Source organism: Halobacillus sp. B23F22_5 (assembly GCF_043497085.1).
In the GTDB taxonomy this organism is placed as follows: domain Bacteria; phylum Bacillota; class Bacilli; order Bacillales; family Halobacillaceae; genus Thalassobacillus.
The window spans coordinates 238,249-264,648 of record NZ_JBIEKI010000005.1; the positions used below are offsets into that span (position 1 = coordinate 238,249).

Sequence of the window (26,400 nt, forward strand, 5' to 3'; positions counted from 1 at the left end):
ACATTTTTTAACATATCTTAAGCCCTCTCGAAGGACGTTAATATTTTTCCCAAACCTACAAAAAAAATCCTCCACGAATGGAGGAATTTTTTGTATAGTGTGCATTGATTTTATAGCATTTCAGAAGTAGTTTTTGGCTGCATGTGATGCAGAAGGTAATCCGGACCACCGGCTTTAGAATCGGTACCTGACATATTGAAGCCGCCGAATGGATGGTAGCCGACAATCGCAGCTGTACACCCACGGTTAAAGTAAAGGTTTCCGACGTGGAAATCCTGACGAGCCTGTTCCAGGTGCTGCCTGTTGTTCGTAATGACAGCTCCAGTCAAACCATAGTCGGTATTGTTAGCGATATCGATCGCTTCGTCAAATGACTTAGCTTTCGTAAACGCGACAACCGGACCGAAAATTTCTTCTTGCATAATGGTGGCTTCCGGGTCGACGTCAGCGAATATAGTCGGTTCAATGAACCATCCCTTGCTGTTGTCGCCTTTGCCGCCGTGCATCAACCGGCCTTCTTCTTTCCCTGTTGAAATGTAACCGAGAATCTTATCATAAGCTCCCTGGTCGATGACAGGACCCATATAGAAGCTATTATCCGTCGGATCGCCGTATTTTACTTCTTTTTTAGTTTTTTCTACGACACGCTCAAGCAGTTCGTCATAAACATCTTCATGCGCGACAACACGGGAACATGCCGAACACTTCTGACCAGAGAAACCGAAAGCAGAATAAGTGATAGCATCCGCTGCCAGCTCCAGGTCAGATTCATTATCAACAATAATGGTATCTTTTCCACCCATTTCGATAATCGTACGCTTCAGCCATTTTTGGCCATCCTGAACTTTGGCTGCACGTTCGAAGATACGAGTTCCTACTTCACGGGATCCGGTAAAACTGACAAACCTTGTACGTGGGTGATCGACAAGATAGTCGCCCACTTCTTTACCGCTTCCAGGCACATAATTGATGACACCTGCAGGCAAGCCTGCTTCTTCTAATACTTCCATCATTTTATAAGCAATGATAGGAGTTGCACTCGCAGGTTTCAGAAGAACTGTGTTGCCAGAAACCATAGATGCCACTGTCGTACCGCACATGATCGCGAATAGGAAGTTCCATGGGGAAATAACAACTCCTACGCCCAGCGGGATATAGTGGAAACGGTTGTTTTCTATCGGACGGGAATTCACTTCCACACCTTCATCAATGCGAAGCATCTGGCGGGCATAATATTCCATGAAGTCAATCGCTTCTGCTGTATCCGCATCCGCTTCCTTCCATGGCTTACCGCCTTCTTTAATCAGATGCGCAGTAAATTCATGTTTACGGCGACGTACGATTGCAGCAGCACGGAATAGGATATCGGCACGTAAGCTGGCATCCGTTTTGCGCCACCATTCAAAAGTTTCGTCTGCAATTTTATGCGCTTTCTCAGCAAGGTCTCTATTAGTTTTTGATACATACCCGATGACTTCTTTCCGATTGGCCGGGTTGACGACCTCAATTTTATCGTCCGTCATGATACGCTCGCCACCAATGATCAGTGGATATTCTTTACCTAAATCAGATTCCACTTTGGAAATCGCTTCTTCCATTGCCTTACGATTTTCTTCCACACTGAAATCTGTAAAGGGTTCATGCTTGTAAGGTACTACCATTCTAAAACGCCTCCTTGGGAAATAGAAATAGAAGCCCGCTTTCATCTCACTTATGTAACCTTATTAAAGCGCTTCCATAACATATTCTATCCTATCTCTTCCAACTCTTCAAACGTAATACCTATTTTTCCGTTTCAGACAAAAAACCACCCAGCAATTTAGCTGGGTGGATATTAGTTTAATAGATATGAACGGTGGGTTCTTCTTTCCCCCGCTCTTTTACAATCAAGCTTTCGGGCTTGTTATTACTATGAATTTTCACTTCTATTTTGTACCCTTTATTGAACATCTCCATGACTAAGCCATAGACATATTGGGTGAAACCGACAACTTCTGTTTTAGAATAGAATTGGATCGGGATTTCAATGGAAATTTCCCTTAAGGTATCTTCGACATAAAAACCTTCACCCACGAAGCCTACGAAGTTAGGGAAATACTTGGAAACTTCATTTCGAAACTCCCCAATCAGCTGAGAATCTTCGAAATGCTTTTCTTCCGCTTCGCCTGATGGGAATAAAATGTAATCTTCATTAACGTCTTCCCAACCGGATGCTGATTTGCTCCCGCCTTTTACATACGTTTTTTTGACAAAATCACCCGGGACAGCTGAACCTGCTTCTTCCTCACGATAGAGCGCAATCATAACGGGAACATTCTGTAATGCTTCATTACTGCGAATTTCCTCAAGCACACGATCAGCTGTTTTTTGTCCCACTGCCAAAATTTCTTCGTTAGAGACATCTTCATGGTAGGTGGGTCCCCCGATTTCCGTTTGAAAGGAGTAGGTGGATTTAAGGGCTATTCCAATCGAAATCCCCGCAACCTTGACTACCCCTTCTTCTTCCTCTTTCAAGTAATTTTGCTCTAAAATATGGGACAATACCCGTGGATTTTCTCTGTAATCTTCTTCGGCTTCCAATTTATCACGGTTTGGATTCAATCCGTCTATCAACGACAGCACTGTCCCTTTATCTAAATACTGGCCGGCCTGAAAATAAAAGGATTCAGGATTAAAAAATTCTTTCGAATGCCGTTGCAGCCCAGTTTCCAGCGCATCAATATCAAGACGATTACTGATTTGGCGGGTAAGAGCTCCTCTGGCTTCAGCCTGTTTAGGCCCATCTTCGGTCAAAATCGTTTTGTAATGTTCCTCGGAAATATTATGGCGCGGTACGATGGCTGTCTCGTTTTTATTTTCCTCGGAGTTCTCTTGTACAATTTCTTCTTCATTATCATAGACCGGAATACACCCGGTCAGCACCAGGAGAGTACTTATCCATAATGCATGCAGCTTTCTCATATTTCCACTCCCTAAGCATCCAATGCTTGTTTGAACTTTTCTTCATCCCAGATCTCAACTCCAAGATCTTTCGCTTTATCATACTTCGAGCCAGCATCTTCCCCTGCAATCAATATATCCGTTTTCTTGCTGACACTCCCTGTAATTTTACCACCAAGGTCTTCGACTAATTTTTTCGCTTCCGAACGGGTATAATCTTCCATTTTTCCGGTCAGTACAATTGTTTTATCCAAAAATAGTGAATCAGTGGGCTGGTCGTTCTTTTTACGTCCTTTATATTCCATATTAAGGCCGAGGCGTTTTAATTCCGTAAGCAAATCCTGTACTTTCGGCTCGTCAAAATAACGATAAATAGAATCAGCCATCTTATCTCCGATTTCATTGACTGCTGTCAAGTCTTCATAGGTCGCTTCCTGCAGCTTTTCCATCGTCCCGAACGCTTCTGCCAAAGTTTTAGCAGCTTTTGAGCCGACATAACGGATTCCGAGACCGAATAAAAGCCGCTCCAACGAGTTTTCTTTGGAAGCATCAATCGCACTTAGAAGATTATCTACCGACTTTTCTCCCATCCGTTCAAGCTTCAGCAGTTCCTCGCGATCCAGTTTATAGAGATCGGCTATTGTCGATACAAGATTTTCTTTAAATAGCTGGGCAATCACTTTTTCTCCAAGACCATCGATGTTCATCGCATTTCTTGATACAAAATGGATCAGACCTTCACGTAATTGTGCGGGACAGTTCGGATTGATACAGCGTAGAGCGACTTCCTCTTCTAAACGAACCAGCTCACTTCCACATTCCGGACAGTGGTCCGGCATCCGGTAAGGCTCCTCTTCTCCAGAACGTTCATCCATCACAACCCGTACCACCTCGGGGATGATGTCTCCAGCTTTTTTGATGACTACCGTATCACCAATACGGATATCTTTTTCTTTGATCAAATCTTCATTATGAAGGGATGCACGCTGTACCGTTGTACCTGCTACCTTTACCGGTTCAAGGATGGCAGTTGGTGTAACTGCTCCTGTTCTTCCTACACTTAATTCAATATCTTTCAGATGAGTGATCGCTTCTTCTGCCGGGAACTTATAGGCGGTTGCCCAACGGGGGCTTTTAGCGGTAAAACCTAGTTCTTCCTGCTGATCCAGCCGGTCTACTTTGATGACGATACCGTCGATTTCATAATCGAGGTCCATACGGCGTTCCACCCAGCCATTGACATAATCGATCACTTCATCAATATTACGGCACTTTTTCCATTCTGGATTGGTTTTCAGACCTAGTTCTTCTAATTTTTCAAGGCGCTCACTATGAGACTCAAGTGTGCTGTCCTCCCACTCCCCGACACCGTATAAGAAAATGTCGAGATTACGTTTGGAAGCGATTTTCGGATCAAGCTGGCGCAAAGATCCTGCTGCTGCATTCCGAGGGTTGGCAAACGGCTCGTCCCCATTCGCTTCTTTTTCTTCGTTAAGGGCTATAAAGGACCTTTTCGGCATATAAGCTTCCCCACGAACTTCCAACGTATGGTTCTCCTTCAGTCGCAGTGGAATATTGCGGATGGTACGCAGATTTTTTGTAATATCTTCTCCAGTTGTCCCGTCTCCACGAGTGGCCCCGCGGACGAACAAGCCATCTTCATATGTCAAAGACACAGCAAGCCCGTCAATTTTCAGCTCACATACATATTGGACCTCTTCCTCGACACCACCCTGGGCACGACGGTCGAAATCCCGGAGTTCCTCTTCATTGAAAGCATTTCCGAGACTGAGCATCGGAACGTTGTGCTGGACCTTTTCAAACGCATCCAGTGGGGGACCGCCGACACGTTGGGAAGGGGAATCAGGTGTTATCAATTCTGGGAATTGCTCCTCAAGCTCAATCAATTCCCGCATTTTCATATCATATTGGTAATCAGAAACACTTGGGTTATCCTGAACATGGTATTCATAATTGTACTGGTTCAGTTGTTCACGCAGTGTTTCCAGTTTTTGTTTTGCTTCCTTTTCATTCACAGGAGCCACCTCACCTTATCCTTTTGTTATTGGTGCGAATTTGGCCAGCAGGCGTTTGACACCGACTGGTGCCGGGAACGCGATATCAAGCTCCATCGCTTCTCCTTCTCCCTGTACCTTGACGACTGTTCCCTCGCCCCATTTTTTATGTTGAGCTTTGTCGCCAGCCTGCCAGGTGATCTTTTCACCGCCAGACGCTGTCTTTTTCTTGATCTTTTGAGCAGCCCGTTTCGGCTGAGCAGGTGCCTCAAATCCGGTAGAGCGTTTTTGGTTATTGAAAAATGGCAAGTTTTCTTTTTCTGCTTTACCTTCGATCATATCCGCTGGAATTTCATTGATAAACCGGCTGACCGGGTTCATATTCGTCCTTCCATATAACGTGCGCATTTTTGCATGACTCATGTACAGCTGCTTTTCCGCTCGGGTAATACCGACATAAGCTAGACGACGCTCTTCCTCCATTTCATCCTCATCCATGATGGAACGGCTGTGCGGGAAGACATTCTCTTCCATCCCGATTAAAAAGACAATCGGGAATTCCAGTCCTTTTGCAGAATGAAGCGTCATAAGGACGACTTTATTATCACCCATTGGATCTTCATCCATTTGATCGATATCGGCAATCAAAGCAAGGTCAGTTAAAAAGGCAATCAACGTTTTATCTTCGCTGTTTTCTTCGAAGTTCTTCGTCACTGACTTGAATTCTTCGATATTTTCCAGACGGCTTTGCGCTTCAATGCTTTTTTCGTTTTTCAGCATTTCTTCATAGCCTGTCTTATCGATGACTTCCTGAACCATGTCTGTCGCAGATAAAAATTCCTGCTGCTGCGTCCAATTCCTGATCATGGTACGGAAATCCATGATCGACTTTGCTGCCCGGGCGCTGACACCGACAAAGTCCACTTCTGCCGCTGCTTCATAAAGGGAAATATCATGATCAGCCGCATAGGCCTGCAGCTTTTCAATACTTGTTTTACCAACCCCACGCTTCGGCTCGTTAACGACTCGAGTAAAACTTAAATCATCATTTGGATTAGCGATCAAACGTAAGTAAGCAAGCATATCCTTGATTTCCTTACGATCGTAGAACTTTGTACCGCCAATCATTTGGTAAGGGATGCCGGCTTTTACGAATGTTTCCTCAATCGTACGGGACTGGGCGTTCGTCCGGTAAAGAATCGCAATGTCTTTATACTGGCATTTGTTGTTGTGAACCATTTCTTCTATTTTATTTGTGACAAACAGTCCTTCTTCCCGCTCCGTCGCTGCCTCGTGATAAAAGATTTTCTCCCCGCCGTCATTATCGGTCCACAAGCGCTTCGGTTTACGGCCGGAATTGTTCTCGATCACCTTGTTGGCGGCATCAAGAATCAATTTAGTGGAACGGTAATTTTGCTCCAGCATGATGACGCGTGCGTTCGGATAGTCGCTTTCAAAAGACAGGATATTCTGGATGTCCGCTCCTCGCCAGCGATAAATCGACTGGTCCGAATCCCCGACAACACATAGGTTCTGGTAGCGGCTCGCCAGCTGGTTGACCAGCTGGTACTGGGCATGGTTAGTATCCTGATACTCATCGACATGAATATATTGGAACCGGCGCTGGTAATATTCCAGCACTTCCGGCACCCTGTCGAATAGATTTAGCGTCTGCATAATCAAGTCATCGAAGTCTAGCGACTGATTTTTCTGCAATGTTTTTGAATAACGCTTGTACACTTCAGCTACTTGCTCTTCATAAAAGCTTCCTGCCTGCTGCGCATAGTCGTCCGGGGACATCAGTTCATTTTTCGCTCCACTGATCGCACCAAGCATGGCACGGGGGTCCCATTTTTTAGGGTCCAGGTTGAGCTGCTTCAACACCTGTTTGATAACCGACAACTGATCACTTGAATCTAGAATGGAAAAGTTGCGGTCGAATCCGATCCGGTCAATATCGCGACGCAGAATTCTCACACACATCGAGTGGAAGGTCGACATCCAAATCGCATCGCCTTCCGCTCCGACAAGACTTTCGACCCTTTCTTTCATCTCGCGTGCGGCTTTATTGGTAAATGTGATTGCCAGAACACTGCGCGGAGAAACTTCCTTCTCTTGCAGCAGATAGGCAATCCGATGTGTAAGTACTCGTGTTTTCCCACTTCCTGCACCTGCCATGATCAGTAGTGGTCCTTCTGTATGTGTCACAGCATTCCGCTGTTCTTCATTAAGGCCTTTCAATAACCCGTTAATTGCCTGGGCCATGTTGACACCATCCTTTATTATTTATGCTTTTGCCGCCTTGACCGTTTTCAGGGCAGCTTTTATATCATCATAAATGACATTTCCTACGACGATGACATCCGCGTGCTGCTTCATTTCTTCTGCTTGTCCAGCTGTGGTGATCCCGCCGCCATAAAAAAGGCACGTTTTTTCAAGCGTGTCTTTCACCTCTTTGACGAGCTCGGTATCACCGTAGACGCCGCTATATTCCAGATAAAAAATCGGCAGTTGGTACATATGCTCTGCCATTCGCGCATAGGCGATGACATCTTCATTTGAGGGGAGGCTGCTGTTTGTGTGTTGAAAAGCTTTTGCATTTTCATTAAGAATACAGTAGCCTTCCACCAGCATCTCTTCCCAGTTCATGATATCGCCGTACTCTTTTACTGCCTGGTGCTGGATATCCATCATCCATTTTTTATCCTGACTATTCATCACCATTGGAATAAAATAAAAATCGAAGCCTGGTGTGATGGCATCAAGATTGGAAACCTCCATCACACACGGGACGGAATAGCGCCGTATTCTCGCCATTAAATTCAGGACACCATCAAGGGTAATATTGTCCGTACCACCGACGATGACAGCGTCTGTCCCTGATTCGCAAATCTGTTCCAAATGTTCATCTGAAATTTCTTTATTCGGATCGAGCTTGAATACATGCTGCCACTCGTTCACATTGTACACGATTGTATCCTCCAATACCTATAATCCATTATTTCATTATAGCAAAAATCACTGGCAGAAAGGAACCAGCACAACCCTTTCTTCGATAGATGGATATGAGGAGCGAAAACCTGTATATGAGAACAATAATACAGATTTGTAATCAAAAATATCATAATACGAACGAATTGCCTGCTTCTAAAGAGCAAAAGCGCAAGCGCCTTGCTCACCCCCGACAAGCTTAAGTCAAGCCTCGCCGTGACGTTTTTTTGCACAGAGAGGATTGACTTAAGACCTCGAGGGGGTAGGCGCTGGAGCTGGATGCGGCCCATTGCAAAATGTTATCCAAAACCCTCATTTTTTATAATTTCCTAGACCATGAAAAAATCGCGCCCCTTATGCGGAGCGCGATTTTGTTGTTGTTTATTCACTTTTTTGGGCGGCCAGACGATCCAGTGCCATCTGGTATGCATCGTTTCCATAGTTCAAGCTGCGCTTGACCCGGGAGATTGTCGCTGTCGAAGCTCCTGTTTCCGTCTCAATTTTATGATAAGTATACCCTTCGCGAAGCATCCGGGCCACCTCAAGACGCTGAGCCAATGACTGGACTTCATTCATCGTAGCCAAGTCATCAAAAAAGCGATAGCATTCTTCTACATTTTCTAGTGCGAGGATAGCTTCAAAAAGTTGATCTAGCGTCTTCCCTCGCAACTTATCAATTTGCATTAACTTTCATCCTCCTATTCTCCTGTTTACCGGTATGACACGGAATGTTCGAGACCAGGATCAGCCGGAATGACATTGATCCATGTTTGTCCCGGAACCAGTCCTATTTTTTTATCTCCCTGATACGGAATGATACGGCCTGCTTCATTTTTCCATGTCACTTCATGAAGCTTTCCTTTTTGGAGTAAATACCCTTTTCCGCCGGAGTTTAAATCAATATCCCTGCGGCCAGCCGAATCAATAACTCGATGACTTGTTTCTATAATCAACACATTATCGAGTTCGATCGGAGTTTTCCCCTCTCGTTCTAGTGTCTGTTTCCCATCATTATAGCGGAGATAACGACCTTTATCCTCATCATACGCGTAAGCTACGGTCACATCAAAACGTTTCGAGTAGACGATCTTCAAGTCAGAAGCATCTTTTCCGTTCTTCGTCTCCGCCGACTCCTCATCCGTATAGAAGTATGGCTCGATTTGACGGCTTGCCGCGTAGCCTTTCCGCTCGATAACCGGGGATATACCGTCTGTCAGCATATATGAATTGTGCGGGGCTTTCCTGGTATTATCCCGCTGGAACAGCTTCCCGTCATTATCATATGTTGCCCCGTTCAGATAGTCGTGGCCATCATTCCTGATTTGGTCATCAATGAATTTAGCAGCTCCATGGTAGGTGTAAATTGCGTCATGAACTTTAGCCAGGTTGAAATAATAAGGACGCGCACTCCTGACAGGACCGATTTTATCCGGTATGTTACTATGAAAAACCGCTAAAAATCTGGTGATTTCCCCCTCTGCCAGCAACTCAAAAACAATATCGGCCTGGCTGAGCCCTGTCTGTGGCCTTGCTTTCGAATGATTGTTCACCATTACAGCGATAGCACGCTGATCCACCGTTTCGTTGGTCGGCTCCCCGGTAAAAGGAAATACATGGCTATATGTATTCTCCTCGGGTTCTTTCTTCTCATAACTTTCCGAGTCCTGTGTCTCCTTTTCAGGAGCATCGGCTGGTTCTTTGCCTTCGGTTTCTTCATTTGTACAGGCAGCGAGCAGAAGAGACAAGAGCAACAACACACCCATTACATACTTTTTCACGGATTCCCACCCTTATTTCATTATTTCTCTATATTAACATTTTAACGCATTATTGCAGGAAAGAGTACCTCTTTCTTCTTGATATCCAATATTCCTACCGGGGTAATGCGTATATAAGGCAAATGTACAGAAGATAAGAAAAGCAATGTGTATACAGGGTCCTCATGACGATAACCGAAGTTTTCCATGTGCTTCCGCAGCTCTTTTTCCTTAGCCATTACCTGCTCCATTTTTTCATCGGACATGACACCGCCCAGCTTAAGCGGCATTTCAAAGATGATTTCTCCTTCATGGGCGAGGACAATGCCGCCTCCAATTTCCTTCATCCTGTCAAAGGCCACTCTCATATCATGCTTGCTTTTTCCAATCATGACAATATCGCCAGTATTGGAATAAGAACTTATCAAGGCACCCAGTTTATTAGTAAATCCTTTTAAAATCGTATTTACCCGCCATTCCCCGTCACGGTCGAGAAGCATCAGGAATGATTCATCATTTTCTTCCGATAGTTTCTCTGCTGAAGCGTCAATACTTACCGCGTAGGGCTGCAGAATGACAGCACTAGTCATTTTAATTCCTAATGGCATAGAAAATTGCAAGTCTTCCTCCTGTAAATCCCAGTCCAATTGGAGTGGAGTTACACCGAAGGCAGGAAAATCAATCTTCTTATCTGTTGTGATTGCTTCACCATCACGCTTCACCCATTCTCCCTTTGCCAGAACCGAGTGTGGATGCGGGTCATCCGGAGCACGGAGAAAATTTAAATGAGCAGTTCTCCCCGGAGCGATACTCCCGACGCGATGTTCAACACCGAAATGCCGTGCCGCATGATAGGATGCCATTAAATAGGCATCTACTACTGGGACCCCTGCTTCGATGGCTAATTCAACACAGGTATCCATGATTCCCTGTTCATAGAAGCTTGGGGTAGATCCATCAGTTGTCATCATAAAATGATCGAACTGCGTGTGACCGCGATCGACCAGCTCTTTTAACATGTCGTACAGGTCAGGGCGAATCGAAGAATTACGAAGCCCGACATTGTAACCAAGTGCTAACCGCTTCAATACTTCATCCGCGGTGATCGCTTCATGGTCCGAGTCCACACCGAGCAGGCGCATTTTCGTCAACGTCTTTTCCGAAGCTCCCGGCAAATGACCTTCCACCGGCTTACGAAGCCTCGTGGTTTCTTGCATCCAGTATAATGTCTGATCATCACCCTTCATCACTTCCGGCCAGGAGGTCAACTCACCTCCCTGGATGACGGCATCATGATTCAGCCAGGGCAATACTTTTTCTGAGAATTCTTCCTGATCTGTTTCCTGGAGGACTGATTGTGAATCGTAGCGCCCCCACCAGAACATGGAGCAAGGAAGTTCTACAAATTCTTCTAATAAAGAAAACGCTTTCTTTTCATCTAATAAAAAAAGCCACATTAAGTTGTCATTTATTAGGGTCGTGGTCCCTGTCTTAGCTGCATAAAGCCCCAGGCTTTGGGGATTATATAACTGAAATGGATGAGAGTGGGGCTCAATATAGCCAGGTACAATATATTGACCTTCCGCATCAATGATATCAGTTCCCTGGGTGTTGCCAGGCATTTCCTTGCCCACATAAACGATCCTGTCTTGATCAATCCATATGTTGCCTTCCATCCATTGTTTCATATATACATTTAAATACGTCGCATGTTTGATTACTTTGGTAGGCGCTTGTTTTCCATCGATGATGGAAGCATGCTCCCTTAGCTGCCGATTGCGCCAACGGAATCGATTTTCGTTCATTACTCTTCCCCCAATTTGGAGTTTCTTTCTATCTTAACACAGGAAGCGTTTTCACGCAGTAACGTTTTGAAGTATTATTTGACGAAAATATGACAGGGAAAGGGGTGTTTTTTATGTTTAAACGAATCAAGCCGAATATTGGTATCTTGAATGCTATGGTGCGTATTACAGCAGGGTTCACTTTGATGAGTTATTGCACGATCCGGGCATTGAAGCGTCCTTATTCTGAGACCAATGTACTGTGGATTATGATTGGCGCTATGAAGGTTGCGGAAGGTATCGTGCGGTACTGCCCGGTGACAGCGCTTGTCCAAACAGGGATGAAAGCCAATGATGGCAAGAAAGAACAGGAACAGACCTTCAATCCATCTTAACAACATAGAAAAAGGGTTACTCTCATCAGGAGTAACCCTTTCCTATAAAAAGGAGTGAATATTATGGACATCATGGAATATTTTACGGACACTTCATTTGTGCTGGCTGTCATTATCGGGAGTATTATTGCGCTTTTATATGCTTTTATGAAAAAACGACGGTCTTAGTGCACGCTTGGCTATGTCAGTACGATAAAAAAAGTGTCCCGAATCATCGAACGCCTGCAGTTTTTGATAAACATTCTGCATCGCATTTTCGAGCTCCATCGCATAAGAATATGCCAGCAGGACGCGTCCTCCATCCGATACAAAGCGGTCTCCCTGCCGCTTCGTCCCGGCATGGACGAGGGTCACTTCAGGTTCTTCTATAGGTAAATCCGGGAGTGGCTTCCCTTTTTCATAAGCTTCGGGATAACCTTCAGAGGCAACGACTACTCCACCGCAATAACCATGTTTCCATTGAAGTTGTGGATCATTCCCCTTCAATACGTCAACCATCACTTGAACTAAGTCATTTTTCAATAAAGGCAGCACAACCTGTATTTCCGGATCGCCAAACCTGGCATTGAATTCAATGACCTTAGGCCCTTCCTCTGTCTGAATCAGTCCAGCATACAGGATGCCGGTAAATGGCCTTCCTTCGTCAGCTAATGCTTTTGCTGCCGGCTTCAGAATATGGTTGATTGCAGTATCTATATCTTCCTCAGATAAAAAGGGGACTGGAGCATATGCCCCCATACCTCCTGTATTCGGTCCCTTATCGCCGTCAAAAGCGCGTTTATGATCTTGTGAAGGGAGCATTGCATATACCTGTTCTCCGTTTACGAACGCCATCAGTGAAAACTCTTCCCCTTGTAAAAATTCTTCGATGACAATTTCCTTGCTCGCTTCCCCATACTGTTCTTCAATCAGCATTCTATCCACCGCTTGTTTCGCTTCTTCATCGGTTTCTGCAACGACTACACCTTTTCCTGCTGCTAAACCATCCGCTTTGATAACAATTGGCGCTCCCTTGGCATCAATATATGCTTTCGCTTCGTCCGGATTCGTGAACACACGGTACCCTGCTGTCGGAATATCGTATTTTTCCATCAATGCCTTAGCGAAGTGCTTACTGCCTTCAATTTCCGCTGCCCGCTTCTCTGGCCCAAAGACGGTGAGTCCGGCTTTTTGGAATTCGTCAACGACCCCGGCCATCAAAGGGTTTTCCGGTCCTACAATAGTAAGATCTACCTCGTGTTCCCGAGCGAAAGCAATCAATCCCTCACTGTCTGTTTCATTGATAGCCACCCGTTCTGCCAGGGCTTCCATTCCGCCATTTCCAGGGGCTGCGAAAATCTGATTGACCTGAGGACTTTGATAAACCTTTTGGATGATGCTATGCTCACGCCCGCCACGGCCGATAACTAATACGTTCATAACGTTCCACTCCCGTCTGGATTAATGTTTGAAATGCCGCATTCCCGTAAATACCATTGCTATTCCATGCTTGTTGCAGGCATCAATGGAATCCTGGTCGCGCTTCGAACCGCCCGGCTGGATGATTGCTTTGATTCCTGCTTCAGCTGCCGCTTCTACCGTATCAGGCATCGGGAAGAACGCATCAGATGCCATCACAGCTCCCTTCGCTTTATCGGCCGCCTGCTCTAAGGCTATTTTTGCTGCGCCGACACGATTCATCTGCCCGGCACCAATGCCTAACGTCTGGTCTGCCTTGGCAACTACAATTGCATTTGATTTGACATGCTTAACCACTTGCCAGCTTAGTTTCAAGTCTTCCATTTCCTGTTCCGTAGGTTCGCGATCTGTTGCCACCTGTAAGTCAACGGAATCTAAGTTTCCTTCATCCGTATCCTGGACTAGCAGCCCACCACTGACCGAAGTAAGCTTATGTGCCTTTTTGCTGTTTTTCGTCCATTCAACTTCCAATAAGCGCAAGTTTTTCTTTGTGGTTAGTAAATCTAATGCCTCCTGGCTGAATTTCGGTGCAATGATAATTTCCAGGAAGATCTCTTTCATCTTTTCTGCAGTGAGCAAATCGACTTCCTGATTAACAGCGACGATGCCGCCAAATATGGAAATCGGGTCCCCTTCATAAGCTTTTTGATAAGCCTCAAAAAGATTAGCACCGGTACCGACCCCACAAGGGTTCATATGCTTGACTGCAACTGCTGCCGGTTTCTTGAATTCCTGAACGATTTCAAGCGCAGCATTGGCATCCTGGATGTTATTATAGGAAAGTTCTTTTCCATTCAACTGCTTAGCATTGGAAAGTGTGGCACCTTCCGCATTTGCCTGCTTATAAAATGCCGCTGTCTGATGAGGGTTTTCACCGTAACGAAGAGACTGGACTTTTTCAAAAGTCGCCGTGTATGTTTCCGGATAGTCATCTTCTGTCCTTTCTGTAAAGTATGCCGCAATCGCAGCATCATAGTTGGCAGTATGGCGGTAGACTTTGCCTGCGAGGCGCTTGCGCATATCGACACTAAGTCCGTCTTTTTGCAACCCATCCGCTACTGACTCATAATCCGCTGGATCAACGACCACAACCACATCGTGGAAGTTTTTAGCCGCAGCACGAAGCATAGTAGGACCGCCGATATCAATATTTTCAATGGCATCAGCTTCTGTGACATCAGGCTTGGCAATCGTTTGTTGGAAAGGGTATAAGTTGACGACTACCACATCAATCGTGTCGAGTTCCAATTTACGCAGCTGATCCATATGGACTTCGTTGTCCCGTTTCGCCAGCAACGCACTATGGACAGCTGGATGAAGGGTTTTGACGCGCCCATCCATGATTTCCGGGAAGTTGGTTACATCACTGACCGATAGTACCGGCAACCCTGCTTCCTCGATCACTTTTTTCGTCCCGCCAGTGGATACCAGCTCGTATCCGTTATCCACTAATTGTTTCGCAAAACCAGGTAATCCGGTTTTATCAGAAACACTTAACAATGCGCGTTTTTTTTCACTCAATGTATTTCCTCCTCGACTAATAATGTTTGGATGACTTTAGGATAGAGGGAATGTTCAACTGCCTGGATTTTTTTCTGCAGGCTTTCTCTTGTATCTTCGGCTGTAATCCGGACTGCTTCCTGTTCTATAATCGGACCGGTATCCATCCCGTTGTCAATATAATGGATGGTCACCCCTGTCACCTTCACTTGCTTTTCAAAAGCCTGGCCGATGGCATCTTTACCTGGAAAAGCAGGCAAAAGTGATGGATGGATATTGATGATCCGGTTTTGATATGGAGCTAATAAAACAGGCCCGATCAACCGCATATAACCAGCAAGAAATATCCACTCAATTCCCCGTTTCCTACATTCTAATAGAATTTGCTGCTCATACGCATCCTTTCCATCAAATTCCTTGGGTGAGAATACGAACGTGTCGATGTTTTTCTTCTCTGCTTTCTCAATCACCCGCGCATTACTGCGGTCACAGACAAGTAAACGGACATCACAGGCAATTTCCCCCTGCTCGGCAGCCCGGACAATGGAATCAAAATTACTTCCTGTACCTGAGGCGAAAATAGCGGCCTTGATCATGCCCACTGAATCCCTTCCTGGGCTGTTACCATTCCGATGTGATAGGCGGTTTCTCCGCTTTCTTCCAATCGTTCCATCACTTCTTCCCGGACTGCTTCTGAGACGATGACGATCATTCCGATGCCCATATTGAACACCCCATACATTTCATCATCAGACAGATTTCCCTTCTGCTGCAGGAAAGGGAATACTTCAGGCTGCTTCCATGCGGCACGATCGATTTCCACACCAAAACCATCCGGCAGTGCACGAGGAATATTCTCATAGAAACCACCGCCGGTAATATGAGCGATACCTTTGATTTCTGCATGCTGTTTCATTGTCTTCACTTGCCTTGCATAAAGTCTTGTCGGTGTCAGAAGCATTTCTCCTAAAGATCCCGGTAATTCCGGAAAAGCTTCTTGAAGATCCAGGTTATGCTCGGCAATAATTTTCCTTACTAACGAAAAACCGTTGGAATGAACGCCTGATGAAGGTAAACCAATGATTGCATCGCCTGCTCTGACATCTTCGCCGGTAATCAATTCACTCTTCTCTGCGATACCAACGACAAACCCGGCCAGGTCATACTCCTGTGGGTCATACATTCCTGGCATTTCCGCCGTTTCCCCGCCAATCAAAGCACATCCGGATTGTTCACAGCCATCCGCGATACCTTTGACAATCTGTTCGATTTGATCGGGATTATTTTTTCCACAAGCGATATAATCCAAGAAAAATAACGGATCAGCCCCTTGAGCGACGATATCATTGACACACATCGCTACCGCGTCCTGACCGATGGTATCGTGTTTACCCATATCGAATGCCAGCTTCAGCTTCGTCCCGACCCCATCCGTCCCGGTGACCAGTACCGGATGCTCATAGTCGAATTTACTGATATCAAATATACCTGCAAAGGCGCCCAGACTTCCGACCACTTCCGGACGCAGTGTCCGCGTCACGTGTTTTTTCATCTGTTCCACAGCTTGATAACCTGCTTCCACATCGACGCCTGCTTGTTTATAACGATCGCTCATATTAACCCCTCTTTTCATTTTGTTTCTTCTTAACAGCAGTTTCTAAGCTTTCACATAAGGAGGCACGGTGTTCGGGTAGATTTCTGTTGGGTAATTGCCTGTAAAGCAGGCCGCACAAGCACCGTGCTCCATGGATTGGCTACCTTCATAAATGGCATCTTCCAACCCTTCGACTGATAAAAATGCCAAACTATCCGCACCGATGATTTCCTGCATTTCTTCCAGGCTATGATTGGCGGCTATCAACTCTCCCGATGTCGAGGTATCAATCCCGTAATAACAAGGGTTTTTGATCGGTGGCGAAGCAATGCGGACATGAACCTCAGTCGCCCCCGCTTCCTTCAGCATCTTAACGATCCGTCTGCTGGTAGTTCCGCGAACGATCGAATCATCAACCATGACGACGCGTTTGCCATTGACGATACCTCGGACCGGGGATAGTTTCATTTTCACCCCTTGTTCCCGAAGCTCCTGCGATGGCTGGATGAAAGTTCGGCCTACATATCGGTTTTTTATCATCCCAAGTTCATACGGGATGCCAGCCTCCTCGGCATAGCCGATGGCTGCAGAAATACTGGAATCAGGAACGCCTGTCACTACATCTGCCTCAATCGGCGCTTCTTTAGCCAGCGCCTTTCCCATCCGTTTGCGGGAAGCGTGGACATTGATGCCGTCCAAATCACTATCCGGACGAGAAAAATAGACATGTTCCATCGAGCAGAGTGTCCGTTGAATAGGAGCAGAAAAACGCTTCGACTCTATTCCGTTTTCATCGATGATCAATAATTCTCCCGGCTGCACGTCACGCTCATATTGAGCTCCTACGACATCAAAGGCACAGGTTTCTGAAGCCACCACATAACCGGTGCCGAGGCGTCCGATCGACAAGGGACGCAGCCCGCGTGGATCCTGAGCTACAAACAGCTGTTTTTCTGTCATGACTGAAAATGCGTAAGCTCCTTTGATCATCGTCAGCGCCTGGACTAAGGCTTCTTCCATGTCCAAGTGGCCGCTTCGTTTAATCAAGTGGGCAATTACTTCCGTATCGGAGGTCGTTTGTAAAATGCTTCCTTGTGCTTCCAGCTGATATTTGAGCGCCTGGGCATTGACGAGGTTGCCATTGTGCGCGAGTGCCATGCTGCTTTTTTGTGATCGGAATAACAACGGCTGGACGTTTTCATAGCCGCCACCGCCCTGAGTTGCATACCGAACATGACCGAGCGCTGCATGTCCTTCCATATCTCCAAGCAAGTCCTGTCGGAAAACGTCATTTACAAGGCCTAACCCTTTGGCCAGCTTCAATTCTTCTCCGTTGCTGACAACAATTCCGGCTCCTTCCTGCCCGCGATGCTGTAAGGCGTGAAGACCATAGTACGTAATCTGTGCCGCTTCTTCATGTCCCCACACTCCAAAGATGCCGCATTCTTCATTTAGGCCTTTGATTTCACCAAGCATGGAATTGCTCCTTTCCAGGCGTCCTTCAATTTTTTCGTCGGTGTATGAAGGATAGTTTCTCCATCCAGACTTACACGGTAATTGCCATCATTATTGAGGGTACCGACGAAGACTGCCTCTGTCATCAATTGCTCCCATTTCTCATGGTCTTCCGGACGTACAGAAACAAGAAAACGAGATTGTGTTTCCGCAAAAAGCTCCGCTGCTGCATTTCCTGTCAAACTGACATCACAACCAAACTCCTGACCAAACAGGCTCTCTGCCAAAGCAACCGCAAATCCGCCTTCTGAAATATCATGTGCTGATTGAACAAGACCTGATTGAATTGCAGCTAACAAACTGGATTGACGCTCTTTTTCCACTTCTAAATCAATACGAGGTGCTTTACCAAAATGACGACCTTCAAGCATCCCTTGCAATTCGCTGCCGCCAAATTCCGGTTCTGCTCTTCCAATCACATAAATCAAGTCACCAGCTCGTCGAAAATCGGATCTCGTAATATGGGAAGTATCTTCAATCAAACCGACCATTCCAACAATCGGGGTCGGGTAAATCGCCTTACCATAGGATTCGTTGTATAGCGACACATTTCCACTAATTACAGGCGCTTCAAGCATCTTACATGCTTCACTCATTCCGTCTACACTTTTTTCCATTTGCCAGAAGATTTCCGGATTTTCCGGCGAACCGAAATTCAAACCATCCGTCAAACCTAATGGACGGGCACCGGAACAGACGATATTACGTGCTGCTTCTGCTACAGCGATTTTCCCGCCTGTTTCCGGATCAAGGTAGATATAACGGGAGTTACAATCCGTCGTCATGGCCAGCGCTTTTTTAGTATCCCTGACTCTGAGAACCGCCGCGTCAGAGCCTGGTGTGACGACCGTATTGGTCTGCACCATGGAATCATACTGATCGTAGACCCATTCTTTACTGGCGATTGTCGGCTGCTGCAATAGTTGAAGCAATGTCTCTTCGTAGTTTTCAATAATAGGCTGATAGTCTTCCATCGCTTGAAATTCTTTATAGTATGCTGGAACGCTGGAAGGCTGGTGATAGACCGGTGCATCTTCTGCCAGGGCATCTACCGGTACATCAGCGACTACCTCATTATGATGAAGCAGACGGAACCGGCGCTCTTCGATGACTTCCCCTACCGCTACAGCTTCCAGGTCATACTTTTTGAAAATCTCACTAATTTCCCGCTCGCGTCCTTTTTCAATAACCAAAAGCATCCGCTCCTGTGATTCTGACAGCATCATTTCATAAGGCGTCATATTCTTTTCCCGCTGCGGAATGTGGTCTAAGTTCATTTCCATTCCTGTGCCGGCTTTACTTGCCATTTCACTTGCTGAAGAAGTCAGACCAGCTGCTCCCATGTCCTGAATACCGACCAGTGCATCATGATGGATGACCTCCAGGCACGCTTCAATCAACAGCTTCTCCATGAACGGATCGCCGACCTGTACGGAAGGGCGCTTGCTTTCCGCTTCTTCTGACAGTTCTTCCGAGGCAAAAGTAGCACCATGGATCCCGTCACGGCCGGTTTTCGCTCCTACATACATCACCGTGTTGCCGACACCAGCGGCAATCCCCTTCTGAATGTCATCATGGTTGATCAAGCCGACACACATGGCATTGACAAGCGGGTTGCCTTCATAGGAATCATCGAATTGGACTTCTCCTCCCACCGTCGGCACGCCAACACAGTTGCCATAACCGGCAATCCCGCGTACTACTTCTTCAAACAGGTACTTGATCCGAGGATGCTTCAGGGAGCCGAAACGAAGCGAGTTCAACAAAGCAATCGGGCGGGCACCCATAGAGAAAACATCACGTATAATCCCACCGACACCGGTCGCTGCTCCCTGGTATGGTTCGACCGCAGAAGGATGGTTATGGCTTTCGACTTTAAAGACGACAGCCTGATTATCACCGATATCAATGACTCCTGCGCCTTCACCTGGTCCCTGTAATACGTGAGGACCTTCTGTTGGGAACTTTTTCAAGAGCGGCTTCGAGTTTTTATAACTGCAGTGCTCGGACCACATGACGGAAAACAAACCGATTTCGGTATGATTCGGGCGTCTCCCTAACAATTCGACAACCTGCTGGTATTCCTGGTCGCTGAGTCCCATTTCTGCGTATAACCGTTTCTGTTCTATTTCTTGTGGACTTATTTCAAGCATGGATGACATGATTATTCCTCCAATACATCAAAATGGACTGAAATAAACGCAGACCGTCTGCATTTCCGAGCAGGCTTTCAACCGCGCGTTCCGGGTGTGGCATCATACCGAGAACATTACCAGTTTCATTGACAATGCCTGCGATATCTCCAGTCGACCCATTAGGATTATTCGTGTAAGTGAAAACAATCTGTTCATTATCCTTCAACTGTTGATAAGTAGCATCATCACAATAGTAATTCCCTTCTCCATGAGCTATCGGAAGACGGATTAGTCCGCCTTTTTGATATTCAGAAGAGAACATCGTTTCCGCATTTTCGACACGCAATTCTTCGTGGTGGCACATAAACTTAAGATCCCGATTGGGAAGCATCGCACCTGGCAAAAGGCCGGATTCCAATAAAACCTGGAACCCATTACAAACACCTAAGACCGGCTTTTTCTGAGCTGCTGCTTCTTTGATCTGCTGGACAATATTCGACGTGGAAGCAATCGCCCCGGAACGAAGATAGTCGCCATAAGAAAAGCCGCCAGGCAGTAAAATCGCGTCATATTCAGATAAATCTGCATCCTGGTACCAAACTAAGTCCACTTCTTCGTTCAAGCCATCTTTGACGGCATGGTACATATCCCGATCACAATTGGATCCCGGGAATACAACGACAGCGAATTTCACGCGATGACCTCCTCTATCTGATAGGAGTAGTCTTCGATGACCGGGTTAGCAAGCAGCTTTTCACACATCTCCTCTACCTGAGCTTCCAGATTCTCAGCGTCTTCCATCATGACTTCCATGTACTTTCCAACCCTTACCTCGTTGACATTTGTATAATCCAATGTATTCAAAGAGTTTTTCACTGCTTTACCTTGTGGGTCTAAGACGCCTTCCTTCAATGTGATATAAACCTTTACTTTACGCATTTGTTCTCCTCCAGTCGTTGTAAAATAGATTCATAGGTTTCAATCAAATCTCCGATATCTTCGCGGAAGACATCTTTGTCCATTTTTTCTCCGGTTGTGACATCCCAGAGCCGGCATGTATCAGGTGATATTTCATCAGCTAATACAATAGTTCCATCTGCCAGACGGCCGAATTCCAGCTTGAAATCTACCAGTTCCAGGTCAGCCTGCCTGAATAACCGTTTCAATATTTCATTGATTTTAAGTGCGAGAATTTTGATATGGTCAAGATCATGTTCCGTTACGTCCGCTAAACGTTTGGCATGATCATCATTGATGAGCGGATCATCGAGTTCGTCATTTTTATAAAAAAGTTCGATGATGGGAGGGGTAAGCACTGTTCTTTCCGGGATAGCTAGCCGTCTGGTCAAGCTGCCGGCGGCAATGTTCCGGACTACTACTTCTAACGGAATGATTGTTGTTTTTTGAACAAGCTGTTCAGTATCATTCAGTGCTTTCAAAAAATGCGAGGGGATATGCTGCTGGTGTAAATGCTCGAAAATACGGGCAGTAATTAAATTATTCAAACGGCCTTTACCGGCAAATTGGTCTTTTTTCTTGCCATTGAAAGCTGTAGCATCGTTTTTGTAAGAGAGTATTAATTGCTCAGATTTACCGTCGACATAATAAACTTTCTTCGCTTTACCTTCATATAATAGGGAGCCTTTCATCTTCAGAACACCTCGTTTAGTAAAAGTAAAGGGAGAAACACCATGTGTTCCTCCCCTCCAGTCGACTACAATCCAATTCGTTCGAAAATACGGTCTACGTTTTTCAAATGATGATTGTAATCAAAGCATTGGTCGATTTGTTCAGGGGACAGTGTTGATGTTATTTTTACGTCTGATTCAATTAACTCTCGGAATGGAATACCTTGCTCCCAGGCCTCCATCGCCTTCGGTTGCACCAAGTCGTAAGCTTCTTCACGCACCATGCCTTCATCAATCAATGTCAGCAACACCCGCTGTGAGAAAATCAAGCCGTAGGTTTTCTCCATATTGGCTTTCATCTGCTCTGGGAATACAGTCAGGTTTTTGACGATGTTTCCAAACCGGTTGAGCATGTAATTAATCGCGATGGTCGCATCCGGTAAAATGACACGTTCCGCGGATGAATGGGAAATGTCGCGTTCATGCCAGAGAGCGACATTTTCAAACGCAGTCATCATTTCACCTCGGATCACCCTTGCCATTCCGGTCATATTCTCAGATCCGATTGGATTACGTTTGTGCGGCATTGCCGAAGAACCTTTTTGACCTTTTGCAAAAAATTCTTCCACTTCACGGGTTTCCGTTTTTTGCAGCCCGCGGATTTCAACGGCCATTTTTTCAATCGATGTCGCAATCAAACTTAAGGTAGAAACGTAATGAGCATGACGGTCACGCTGCAGTGTCTGCGTCGATACAGGCGCTGGCTTAAGTCCCAGGTTGCGGCATACATAATCCTCTACATATGGATCGATGTTGGCGTAAGTGCCAACCGCCCCGGAAAGCTTTCCGACTTCGATATGGTCGATGGCGAGATCCAAACGTTCCAGGTTGCGCTTCATCTCCTCATACCATAGGGCAAGCTTCAAACCAAAAGTCGTCGGTTCGGCATGGACCCCATGGGTGCGTCCCATCATGACGGTATGCTTATGCTCCAGGGCTTTGTCCGCCAGGATGTCGATGAATTGCACCAAATCTTTACGTATGATTTCATTCGCCTGCTTCAATAAGTAGGAAAGGGCGGTATCAACGACATCCGTTGAAGTCAGCCCGTAATGGACCCATTTCCTTTCCTCCCCTACCGTTTCGGAAACAGCACGGGTAAAGGCGACGACATCATGGCGTGTTTCTTTTTCAATTTCATAGATACGCTCGATATCAAACGATGCATGCTGGCGCAGCTTCTCCACATCTTCTTTCGGAATAATGCCAAGCTCACTCCACGCTTCGCAGGCAAGCAGTTCAACTTCAAGCCATGCTTTGTACTTGTTTTCTTCTGTCCAGATAGCTCCCATTTCTGGACGTGTGTAACGATCGATCATGTTACTCCTCCTAAAACTGTCCCACCCAACACTTTACCATGTGGGAAGCTGATTTTCTTCTATCCTTTTAAAAATCTCGTCTAAGCTCTCCCCTATCATCGTGATATGTCCCATCTTCCGTTCCGGCCGTGCTTCTTTTTTGCCGTAGTCATGGAGATGAAAATCATAAAGTTGAGGCAGCTTAGCAAAAAGTTCTTCCTGATGTTTCCCGAGGATATTGATCATGACCGCAGCCGGAAAAGATTGGATTTTGAGTAGCGGAAGTCCGCAAATTGCACGGATATGCTGCTCGAATTGTGAGACGTTGCATGCTTCAATCGTATAATGACCGGAATTATGTGGGCGCGGTGCCATTTCATTGATATACACGTGGTCATCTTTTACAAACAGTTCGACAGTAAATGTGCCGACTACTTGTAAATGCTCTGCTAATGTCTTTGCAGCTTCTTTAGCCTGAATTGCCACTTTTTCGGTGATTGCTGCCGGTATCTGCGTCTGATGAAGAATCTGGTTATTATGGGTATTCTCTGCAATTGGGAAATAAGTTATGTCTCCCGTTTGACTTCGTGTAAATACTACCGAAATTTCTTGTTCAAAAGGGATGAACGCTTCAATAATGTAAGTAGAGTCTGGAGCGATAAAGCTTTCTACTTCCGCGAGATCCCCTTCTTCATTCAGCTTCATCTGCCCTTTCCCGTCATATCCTCCCGTAATCGTTTTAATGATTGCAGGGTAACCGATCGTCTGGATAGCTGTTTCTACTTGATCAAACGTTTGAACTATCTCATATTCCGGCACATTCAAACCTGATTCGACAGCGATTTGTTTCTCTTTTTGTCGATTTTGCGTGACTTCCAAAGGTAGTGACCCTTGCGGGAGTTTCCCCGTCTTTTCGAGCATGTTCGCCACATTCAGGTCGACATTTTCAAATTCATAGGTGATGACATCACTGACCTTATTAAGCTGTTCAGCAGCTTCCAGGTCATCATAGGCTGCCTCGATATGATAGTCAGCGACCTGGGCACATGGGCAATCAGGTTTCGGATCCAGCACAGCGATCCTGTAGCCCATATGCTTCGCTGCTACAGCCATCATCCGTCCCAGCTGTCCGCCTCCTAAAATTCCAATCGTCTGGCCCGGTTTGAGTCTAACTGTCATGAAGCTCTCTCCTCATCTCATTTACTTTTTCTTTCATATCGGAACGATAGTCTGCCAGTTTTCCAGCAAGTTCATCATCAAAAGCACCAAGGATTTCTGCAGCTAATAGCCCAGCATTCTTCGCCCCAGCTGTACCGATAGCAACCGTAGCGACCGGGACGCCTCCTGGCATCTGGACAATCGATAATAGTGAATCCATCCCTTTCAGTGCTTTGGATTCAACCGGGACACCGATGACCGGAAGGGTCGTCTTGGCTGCTGCCATCCCCGGCAAATGAGCGGCACCACCAGCTCCGGCGATAATCACTTTCAACCCTTTATCTCTTGCTTCATCTGCATAGCGGAACATATCTTCCGGTGTCCGATGAGCGGAAATGATTTCTTTTTCATAGGCGATTCCGAGATCATCCAGAACATCACATGTATGCTTCATCGTCGACCAGTCGGAAATGCTTCCCATAATTACTCCTACCTTAGTCATCAAATCCCTCTTTTCGTTAAATTTACGGATTCGCGCGTAACTTCAAATTTTCACGCTGTTAGCAGCTTTTTTTGAGCTTTTATTCGGATTTTCACCTATAAAACAAAAAGCGCCTATCCAACCTCCTCTACGACTGAGAGAAGATGGGTAGACGCTTTTTGCGGATACCGAATATAACCATTGCAAGACAGCAATGATCCATCTTCCTCATAGTCCGGCAATTTAAGGTTGCCGGGTAGAGACGAACGGGCCATATTCCCGTCTTATATGAGGTGCTCTATTCAATTTCTACATCCATCATAACAATTTGTTCGAATAGCTGTCAACGCCAAAAACGAACATTTAAAATCATGTTCATTTTCATTGTTCGTTTTTTATCGCCTGGAAGACAATTTTTCGCCCAACCGGTTCGTAGGCTTTCGTGCCGTCACGCTTCATTTCCTGAAAAATCGGCTCTTCTGCCCTTCGGATCGGTGTGTAGCCTTCCTTTTTCATCCGGTCCAGGCATTGATCGATGGTTTCACCTTCATGGACTTCAAAGCGTATTTTCTTGTTTTTCGCCATTACTCAACCTTCCCTTCTTCACCTGTTTGACCCAGAACCCACCGTGGATCTGTTTCGGTTCATAAGCGATGATGAATGCTTTCGGGTCAAGTGTACGAATGGTCTCATATAACTTCAATTCATACTTGCGAGGGGTCAGTATTTGCATGGCTAACCGGTCACCTTCCATCCCATAGGCAAACCAGCTGGTAACCCCGTACCCTTTTTCCCGCAGCTTACGGGTGAATTCAATGTCCGGGCTGGATGAAATCACGTTCACAGTAATGTACCCAAGTGCCAGCTTTTCTTCAATTTTCATACCGGCAATGACACCGAGTGCATACCCGACTGCATAAGCGATGACATTCTGGATCTGATCAAGATTTTCCAATACTAAACCTAAACCGAGGATATAAATAACAATTTCAAACATACTGATCAAAGCAGCTAAATACCGCTGTCCTTTCAAGGTCAAAATCATCCGGATGGTAAAAAAGGATACGTACACGATATTGATGACTAAAATGATGGCGATCATGACCAAGGCATTATCCAGCATGGCAGCCCCTCCAAACCTATTAACTTATCGTCCCACCTCATGGGTATTCACACAGGTAAAAGATATGCATACACTATATAACATGAATAATCATCTGCACAATATCTTTTTAACATTTTAAGGGAGAGGCTGGATCACCATGAATCAATTCGATGATTGGAAAAAGAATCTGGATCGTTTTTTTGGCCATGATTTCTGGGGAGATTTTGAAGGACTGGTCAAGCCCCCGCTGCCCCAAATGAATTTATATCAATATGATAATGAACTGCTGTGCATTTTCAATATCCCTGGTTTAAAAGACTTAAATAAGGTAGATGTTTTCGTGAATCACGCCACATTAGAAGTCAGAGGGATAGTCGAAATCAACCAGAAAGGCGGCCAACAGCTGAAAGGCGAAATCATTCAAGGGGCTTTTGATCGTAAAGTCGACCTGCCTTACCCTGTCCGGGACGATAAAATTCATGCGTCCTATAAACAAGGGTTATTAGTCGTGCAGCTCCACCGCTTGATTTCAGATGCCGACCAAAAGAATCGTATTCAAATCACTAATATGGAAGAAGAATAAATG

The 26,400-nt window shown here is 45.7% G+C and carries 25 protein-coding genes and 1 riboswitch; of the genes, 3 read left to right on the forward strand and 22 right to left on the reverse strand.

What is annotated here, in order from left to right:
• Positions 1 to 110: 110 nt before the first annotated feature.
• From pruA to ACGTN9_RS09890, 8 genes are all read right to left on the reverse strand, one after another.
• Positions 111 to 1,661 (reverse strand): L-glutamate gamma-semialdehyde dehydrogenase, encoded by a 1,551-nt coding sequence (gene pruA, locus ACGTN9_RS09855; RefSeq protein ID WP_499592311.1) that lies wholly within the window; start codon positions 1,659 to 1,661, stop codon positions 111 to 113.
• A gap of 178 nt (positions 1,662 to 1,839) precedes the next feature.
• Positions 1,840 to 2,961, reverse strand: coding sequence for a CamS family sex pheromone protein (locus tag ACGTN9_RS09860; protein ID WP_499592313.1), 1,122 nt, complete (start codon positions 2,959 to 2,961; stop codon positions 1,840 to 1,842).
• An 11-nt stretch (positions 2,962 to 2,972) separates the two neighbouring features.
• Positions 2,973 to 4,976: an NAD-dependent DNA ligase LigA gene (ligA, locus tag ACGTN9_RS09865; protein ID WP_499592315.1), complete on the reverse strand. Its 2,004-nt coding sequence runs from the start codon at positions 4,974 to 4,976 to the stop codon at positions 2,973 to 2,975.
• 15 nt (positions 4,977 to 4,991) lie between these two features.
• Positions 4,992 to 7,220 carry a DNA helicase PcrA gene (gene pcrA, locus ACGTN9_RS09870; RefSeq protein ID WP_499592316.1) on the reverse strand — a complete coding sequence of 743 codons (2,229 nt, stop codon included), beginning with the start codon at positions 7,218 to 7,220 and terminating at the stop codon, positions 4,992 to 4,994.
• Between the two features lie 21 nt (positions 7,221 to 7,241).
• Positions 7,242 to 7,925, reverse strand: a complete 684-nt coding sequence (gene pcrB, locus ACGTN9_RS09875; RefSeq protein ID WP_499592318.1) for a heptaprenylglyceryl phosphate synthase — start codon at positions 7,923 to 7,925, stop codon at positions 7,242 to 7,244.
• Between the two features lie 402 nt (positions 7,926 to 8,327).
• Positions 8,328 to 8,630, reverse strand: a complete 303-nt coding sequence (locus ACGTN9_RS09880) for a YerC/YecD family TrpR-related protein (protein ID WP_499592320.1) — start codon at positions 8,628 to 8,630, stop codon at positions 8,328 to 8,330.
• Between the two features lie 26 nt (positions 8,631 to 8,656).
• Positions 8,657 to 9,724, reverse strand: a complete 1,068-nt coding sequence (locus tag ACGTN9_RS09885) for a DUF3048 domain-containing protein (protein ID WP_499592322.1) — start codon at positions 9,722 to 9,724, stop codon at positions 8,657 to 8,659.
• Positions 9,725 to 9,765: 41 nt separating this feature from the next.
• Entirely contained in the window at positions 9,766 to 11,508 is a 1,743-nt protein-coding gene (locus tag ACGTN9_RS09890; RefSeq protein WP_499592324.1) for an adenine deaminase C-terminal domain-containing protein, read from the reverse strand.
• A gap of 113 nt (positions 11,509 to 11,621) precedes the next feature.
• On the opposite strand from ACGTN9_RS09890, the gene ACGTN9_RS09895 reads away from it, so the two are divergent.
• The gene (locus ACGTN9_RS09895; protein WP_499592326.1) at positions 11,622 to 11,882 is read left to right on the forward strand and encodes a YgaP family membrane protein; all 261 of its coding nucleotides are present in this window, start codon (positions 11,622 to 11,624) and stop codon (positions 11,880 to 11,882) included.
• A 72-nt stretch (positions 11,883 to 11,954) separates the two neighbouring features.
• Positions 11,955 to 12,050, forward strand: coding sequence for an EYxxD motif small membrane protein (locus ACGTN9_RS09900; RefSeq protein ID WP_499592444.1), 96 nt, complete (start codon positions 11,955 to 11,957; stop codon positions 12,048 to 12,050).
• On the opposite strand, the gene purD is transcribed toward ACGTN9_RS09900, so the two are convergent.
• The 14 genes from purD to ACGTN9_RS09970 all read right to left on the reverse strand — a co-directional run bounded on the left by purD (position 12,018) and on the right by ACGTN9_RS09970 (position 25,832).
• Complete coding sequence (gene purD, locus ACGTN9_RS09905; RefSeq protein WP_499592328.1) at positions 12,018 to 13,301, reverse strand: phosphoribosylamine--glycine ligase; 1,284 nt, start codon at positions 13,299 to 13,301, stop codon at positions 12,018 to 12,020. The genes ACGTN9_RS09900 and purD overlap by 33 nt on opposite strands.
• Before the next feature lie 21 nt (positions 13,302 to 13,322).
• The gene (gene purH, locus ACGTN9_RS09910) at positions 13,323 to 14,861 is read right to left on the reverse strand and encodes a bifunctional phosphoribosylaminoimidazolecarboxamide formyltransferase/IMP cyclohydrolase (RefSeq protein ID WP_499592330.1); all 1,539 of its coding nucleotides are present in this window, start codon (positions 14,859 to 14,861) and stop codon (positions 13,323 to 13,325) included.
• On the reverse strand, positions 14,858 to 15,436 hold the full coding sequence (gene purN / locus ACGTN9_RS09915) for a phosphoribosylglycinamide formyltransferase (RefSeq protein WP_499592445.1): 579 nt from the start codon (positions 15,434 to 15,436) through the stop codon (positions 14,858 to 14,860). The genes purH and purN overlap by 4 nt, the downstream gene beginning before the upstream one ends.
• Positions 15,433 to 16,455, reverse strand: a complete 1,023-nt coding sequence (gene purM, locus ACGTN9_RS09920) for a phosphoribosylformylglycinamidine cyclo-ligase (RefSeq protein ID WP_499592331.1) — start codon at positions 16,453 to 16,455, stop codon at positions 15,433 to 15,435. The genes purN and purM overlap by 4 nt, the downstream gene beginning before the upstream one ends.
• Positions 16,456 to 16,497: 42 nt before the next feature.
• On the reverse strand, positions 16,498 to 17,910 hold the full coding sequence (purF, locus tag ACGTN9_RS09925) for an amidophosphoribosyltransferase (RefSeq protein WP_499592333.1): 1,413 nt from the start codon (positions 17,908 to 17,910) through the stop codon (positions 16,498 to 16,500).
• Positions 17,886 to 20,111 (reverse strand): phosphoribosylformylglycinamidine synthase subunit PurL, encoded by a 2,226-nt coding sequence (gene purL / locus ACGTN9_RS09930; RefSeq protein WP_499592335.1) that lies wholly within the window; start codon positions 20,109 to 20,111, stop codon positions 17,886 to 17,888. Before purL ends, purF begins: the two co-directional genes overlap by 25 nt.
• On the reverse strand, positions 20,095 to 20,778 hold the full coding sequence (purQ, locus tag ACGTN9_RS09935) for a phosphoribosylformylglycinamidine synthase subunit PurQ (RefSeq protein WP_499592336.1): 684 nt from the start codon (positions 20,776 to 20,778) through the stop codon (positions 20,095 to 20,097). Before purQ ends, purL begins: the two co-directional genes overlap by 17 nt.
• A complete protein-coding gene (gene purS, locus ACGTN9_RS09940; RefSeq protein WP_499592338.1) occupies positions 20,775 to 21,023 on the reverse strand; it encodes a phosphoribosylformylglycinamidine synthase subunit PurS in 249 nt (82 codons plus the stop codon). The genes purQ and purS overlap by 4 nt, the downstream gene beginning before the upstream one ends.
• On the reverse strand, positions 21,011 to 21,733 hold the full coding sequence (purC, locus tag ACGTN9_RS09945) for a phosphoribosylaminoimidazolesuccinocarboxamide synthase (protein WP_499592340.1): 723 nt from the start codon (positions 21,731 to 21,733) through the stop codon (positions 21,011 to 21,013). The genes purS and purC overlap by 13 nt, the downstream gene beginning before the upstream one ends.
• Positions 21,734 to 21,798: 65 nt before the next feature.
• Positions 21,799 to 23,091, reverse strand: coding sequence for an adenylosuccinate lyase (gene purB, locus ACGTN9_RS09950; protein WP_499592342.1), 1,293 nt, complete (start codon positions 23,089 to 23,091; stop codon positions 21,799 to 21,801).
• Between the two features lie 33 nt (positions 23,092 to 23,124).
• Positions 23,125 to 24,249: a 5-(carboxyamino)imidazole ribonucleotide synthase gene (purK, locus tag ACGTN9_RS09955; RefSeq protein ID WP_499592344.1), complete on the reverse strand. Its 1,125-nt coding sequence runs from the start codon at positions 24,247 to 24,249 to the stop codon at positions 23,125 to 23,127.
• Positions 24,239 to 24,730: a 5-(carboxyamino)imidazole ribonucleotide mutase gene (gene purE / locus ACGTN9_RS09960; RefSeq protein ID WP_499592346.1), complete on the reverse strand. Its 492-nt coding sequence runs from the start codon at positions 24,728 to 24,730 to the stop codon at positions 24,239 to 24,241. The genes purK and purE overlap by 11 nt, the downstream gene beginning before the upstream one ends.
• 190 nt (positions 24,731 to 24,920) lie before the next feature.
• Positions 24,921 to 25,021, reverse strand: a riboswitch (purine riboswitch).
• Between the two features lie 69 nt (positions 25,022 to 25,090).
• Entirely contained in the window at positions 25,091 to 25,294 is a 204-nt protein-coding gene (locus tag ACGTN9_RS09965; protein ID WP_499592348.1) for an NETI motif-containing protein, read from the reverse strand.
• On the reverse strand, positions 25,266 to 25,832 hold the full coding sequence (locus ACGTN9_RS09970; RefSeq protein ID WP_499592350.1) for a DUF2179 domain-containing protein: 567 nt from the start codon (positions 25,830 to 25,832) through the stop codon (positions 25,266 to 25,268). The genes ACGTN9_RS09965 and ACGTN9_RS09970 overlap by 29 nt, the downstream gene beginning before the upstream one ends.
• 139 nt (positions 25,833 to 25,971) lie before the next feature.
• Between ACGTN9_RS09970 and ACGTN9_RS09975 the strand changes: the two genes are divergently transcribed.
• Positions 25,972 to 26,397: an Hsp20/alpha crystallin family protein gene (locus ACGTN9_RS09975; protein WP_499592352.1), complete on the forward strand. Its 426-nt coding sequence runs from the start codon at positions 25,972 to 25,974 to the stop codon at positions 26,395 to 26,397.
• Positions 26,398 to 26,400: the final 3 nt, after the last annotated feature.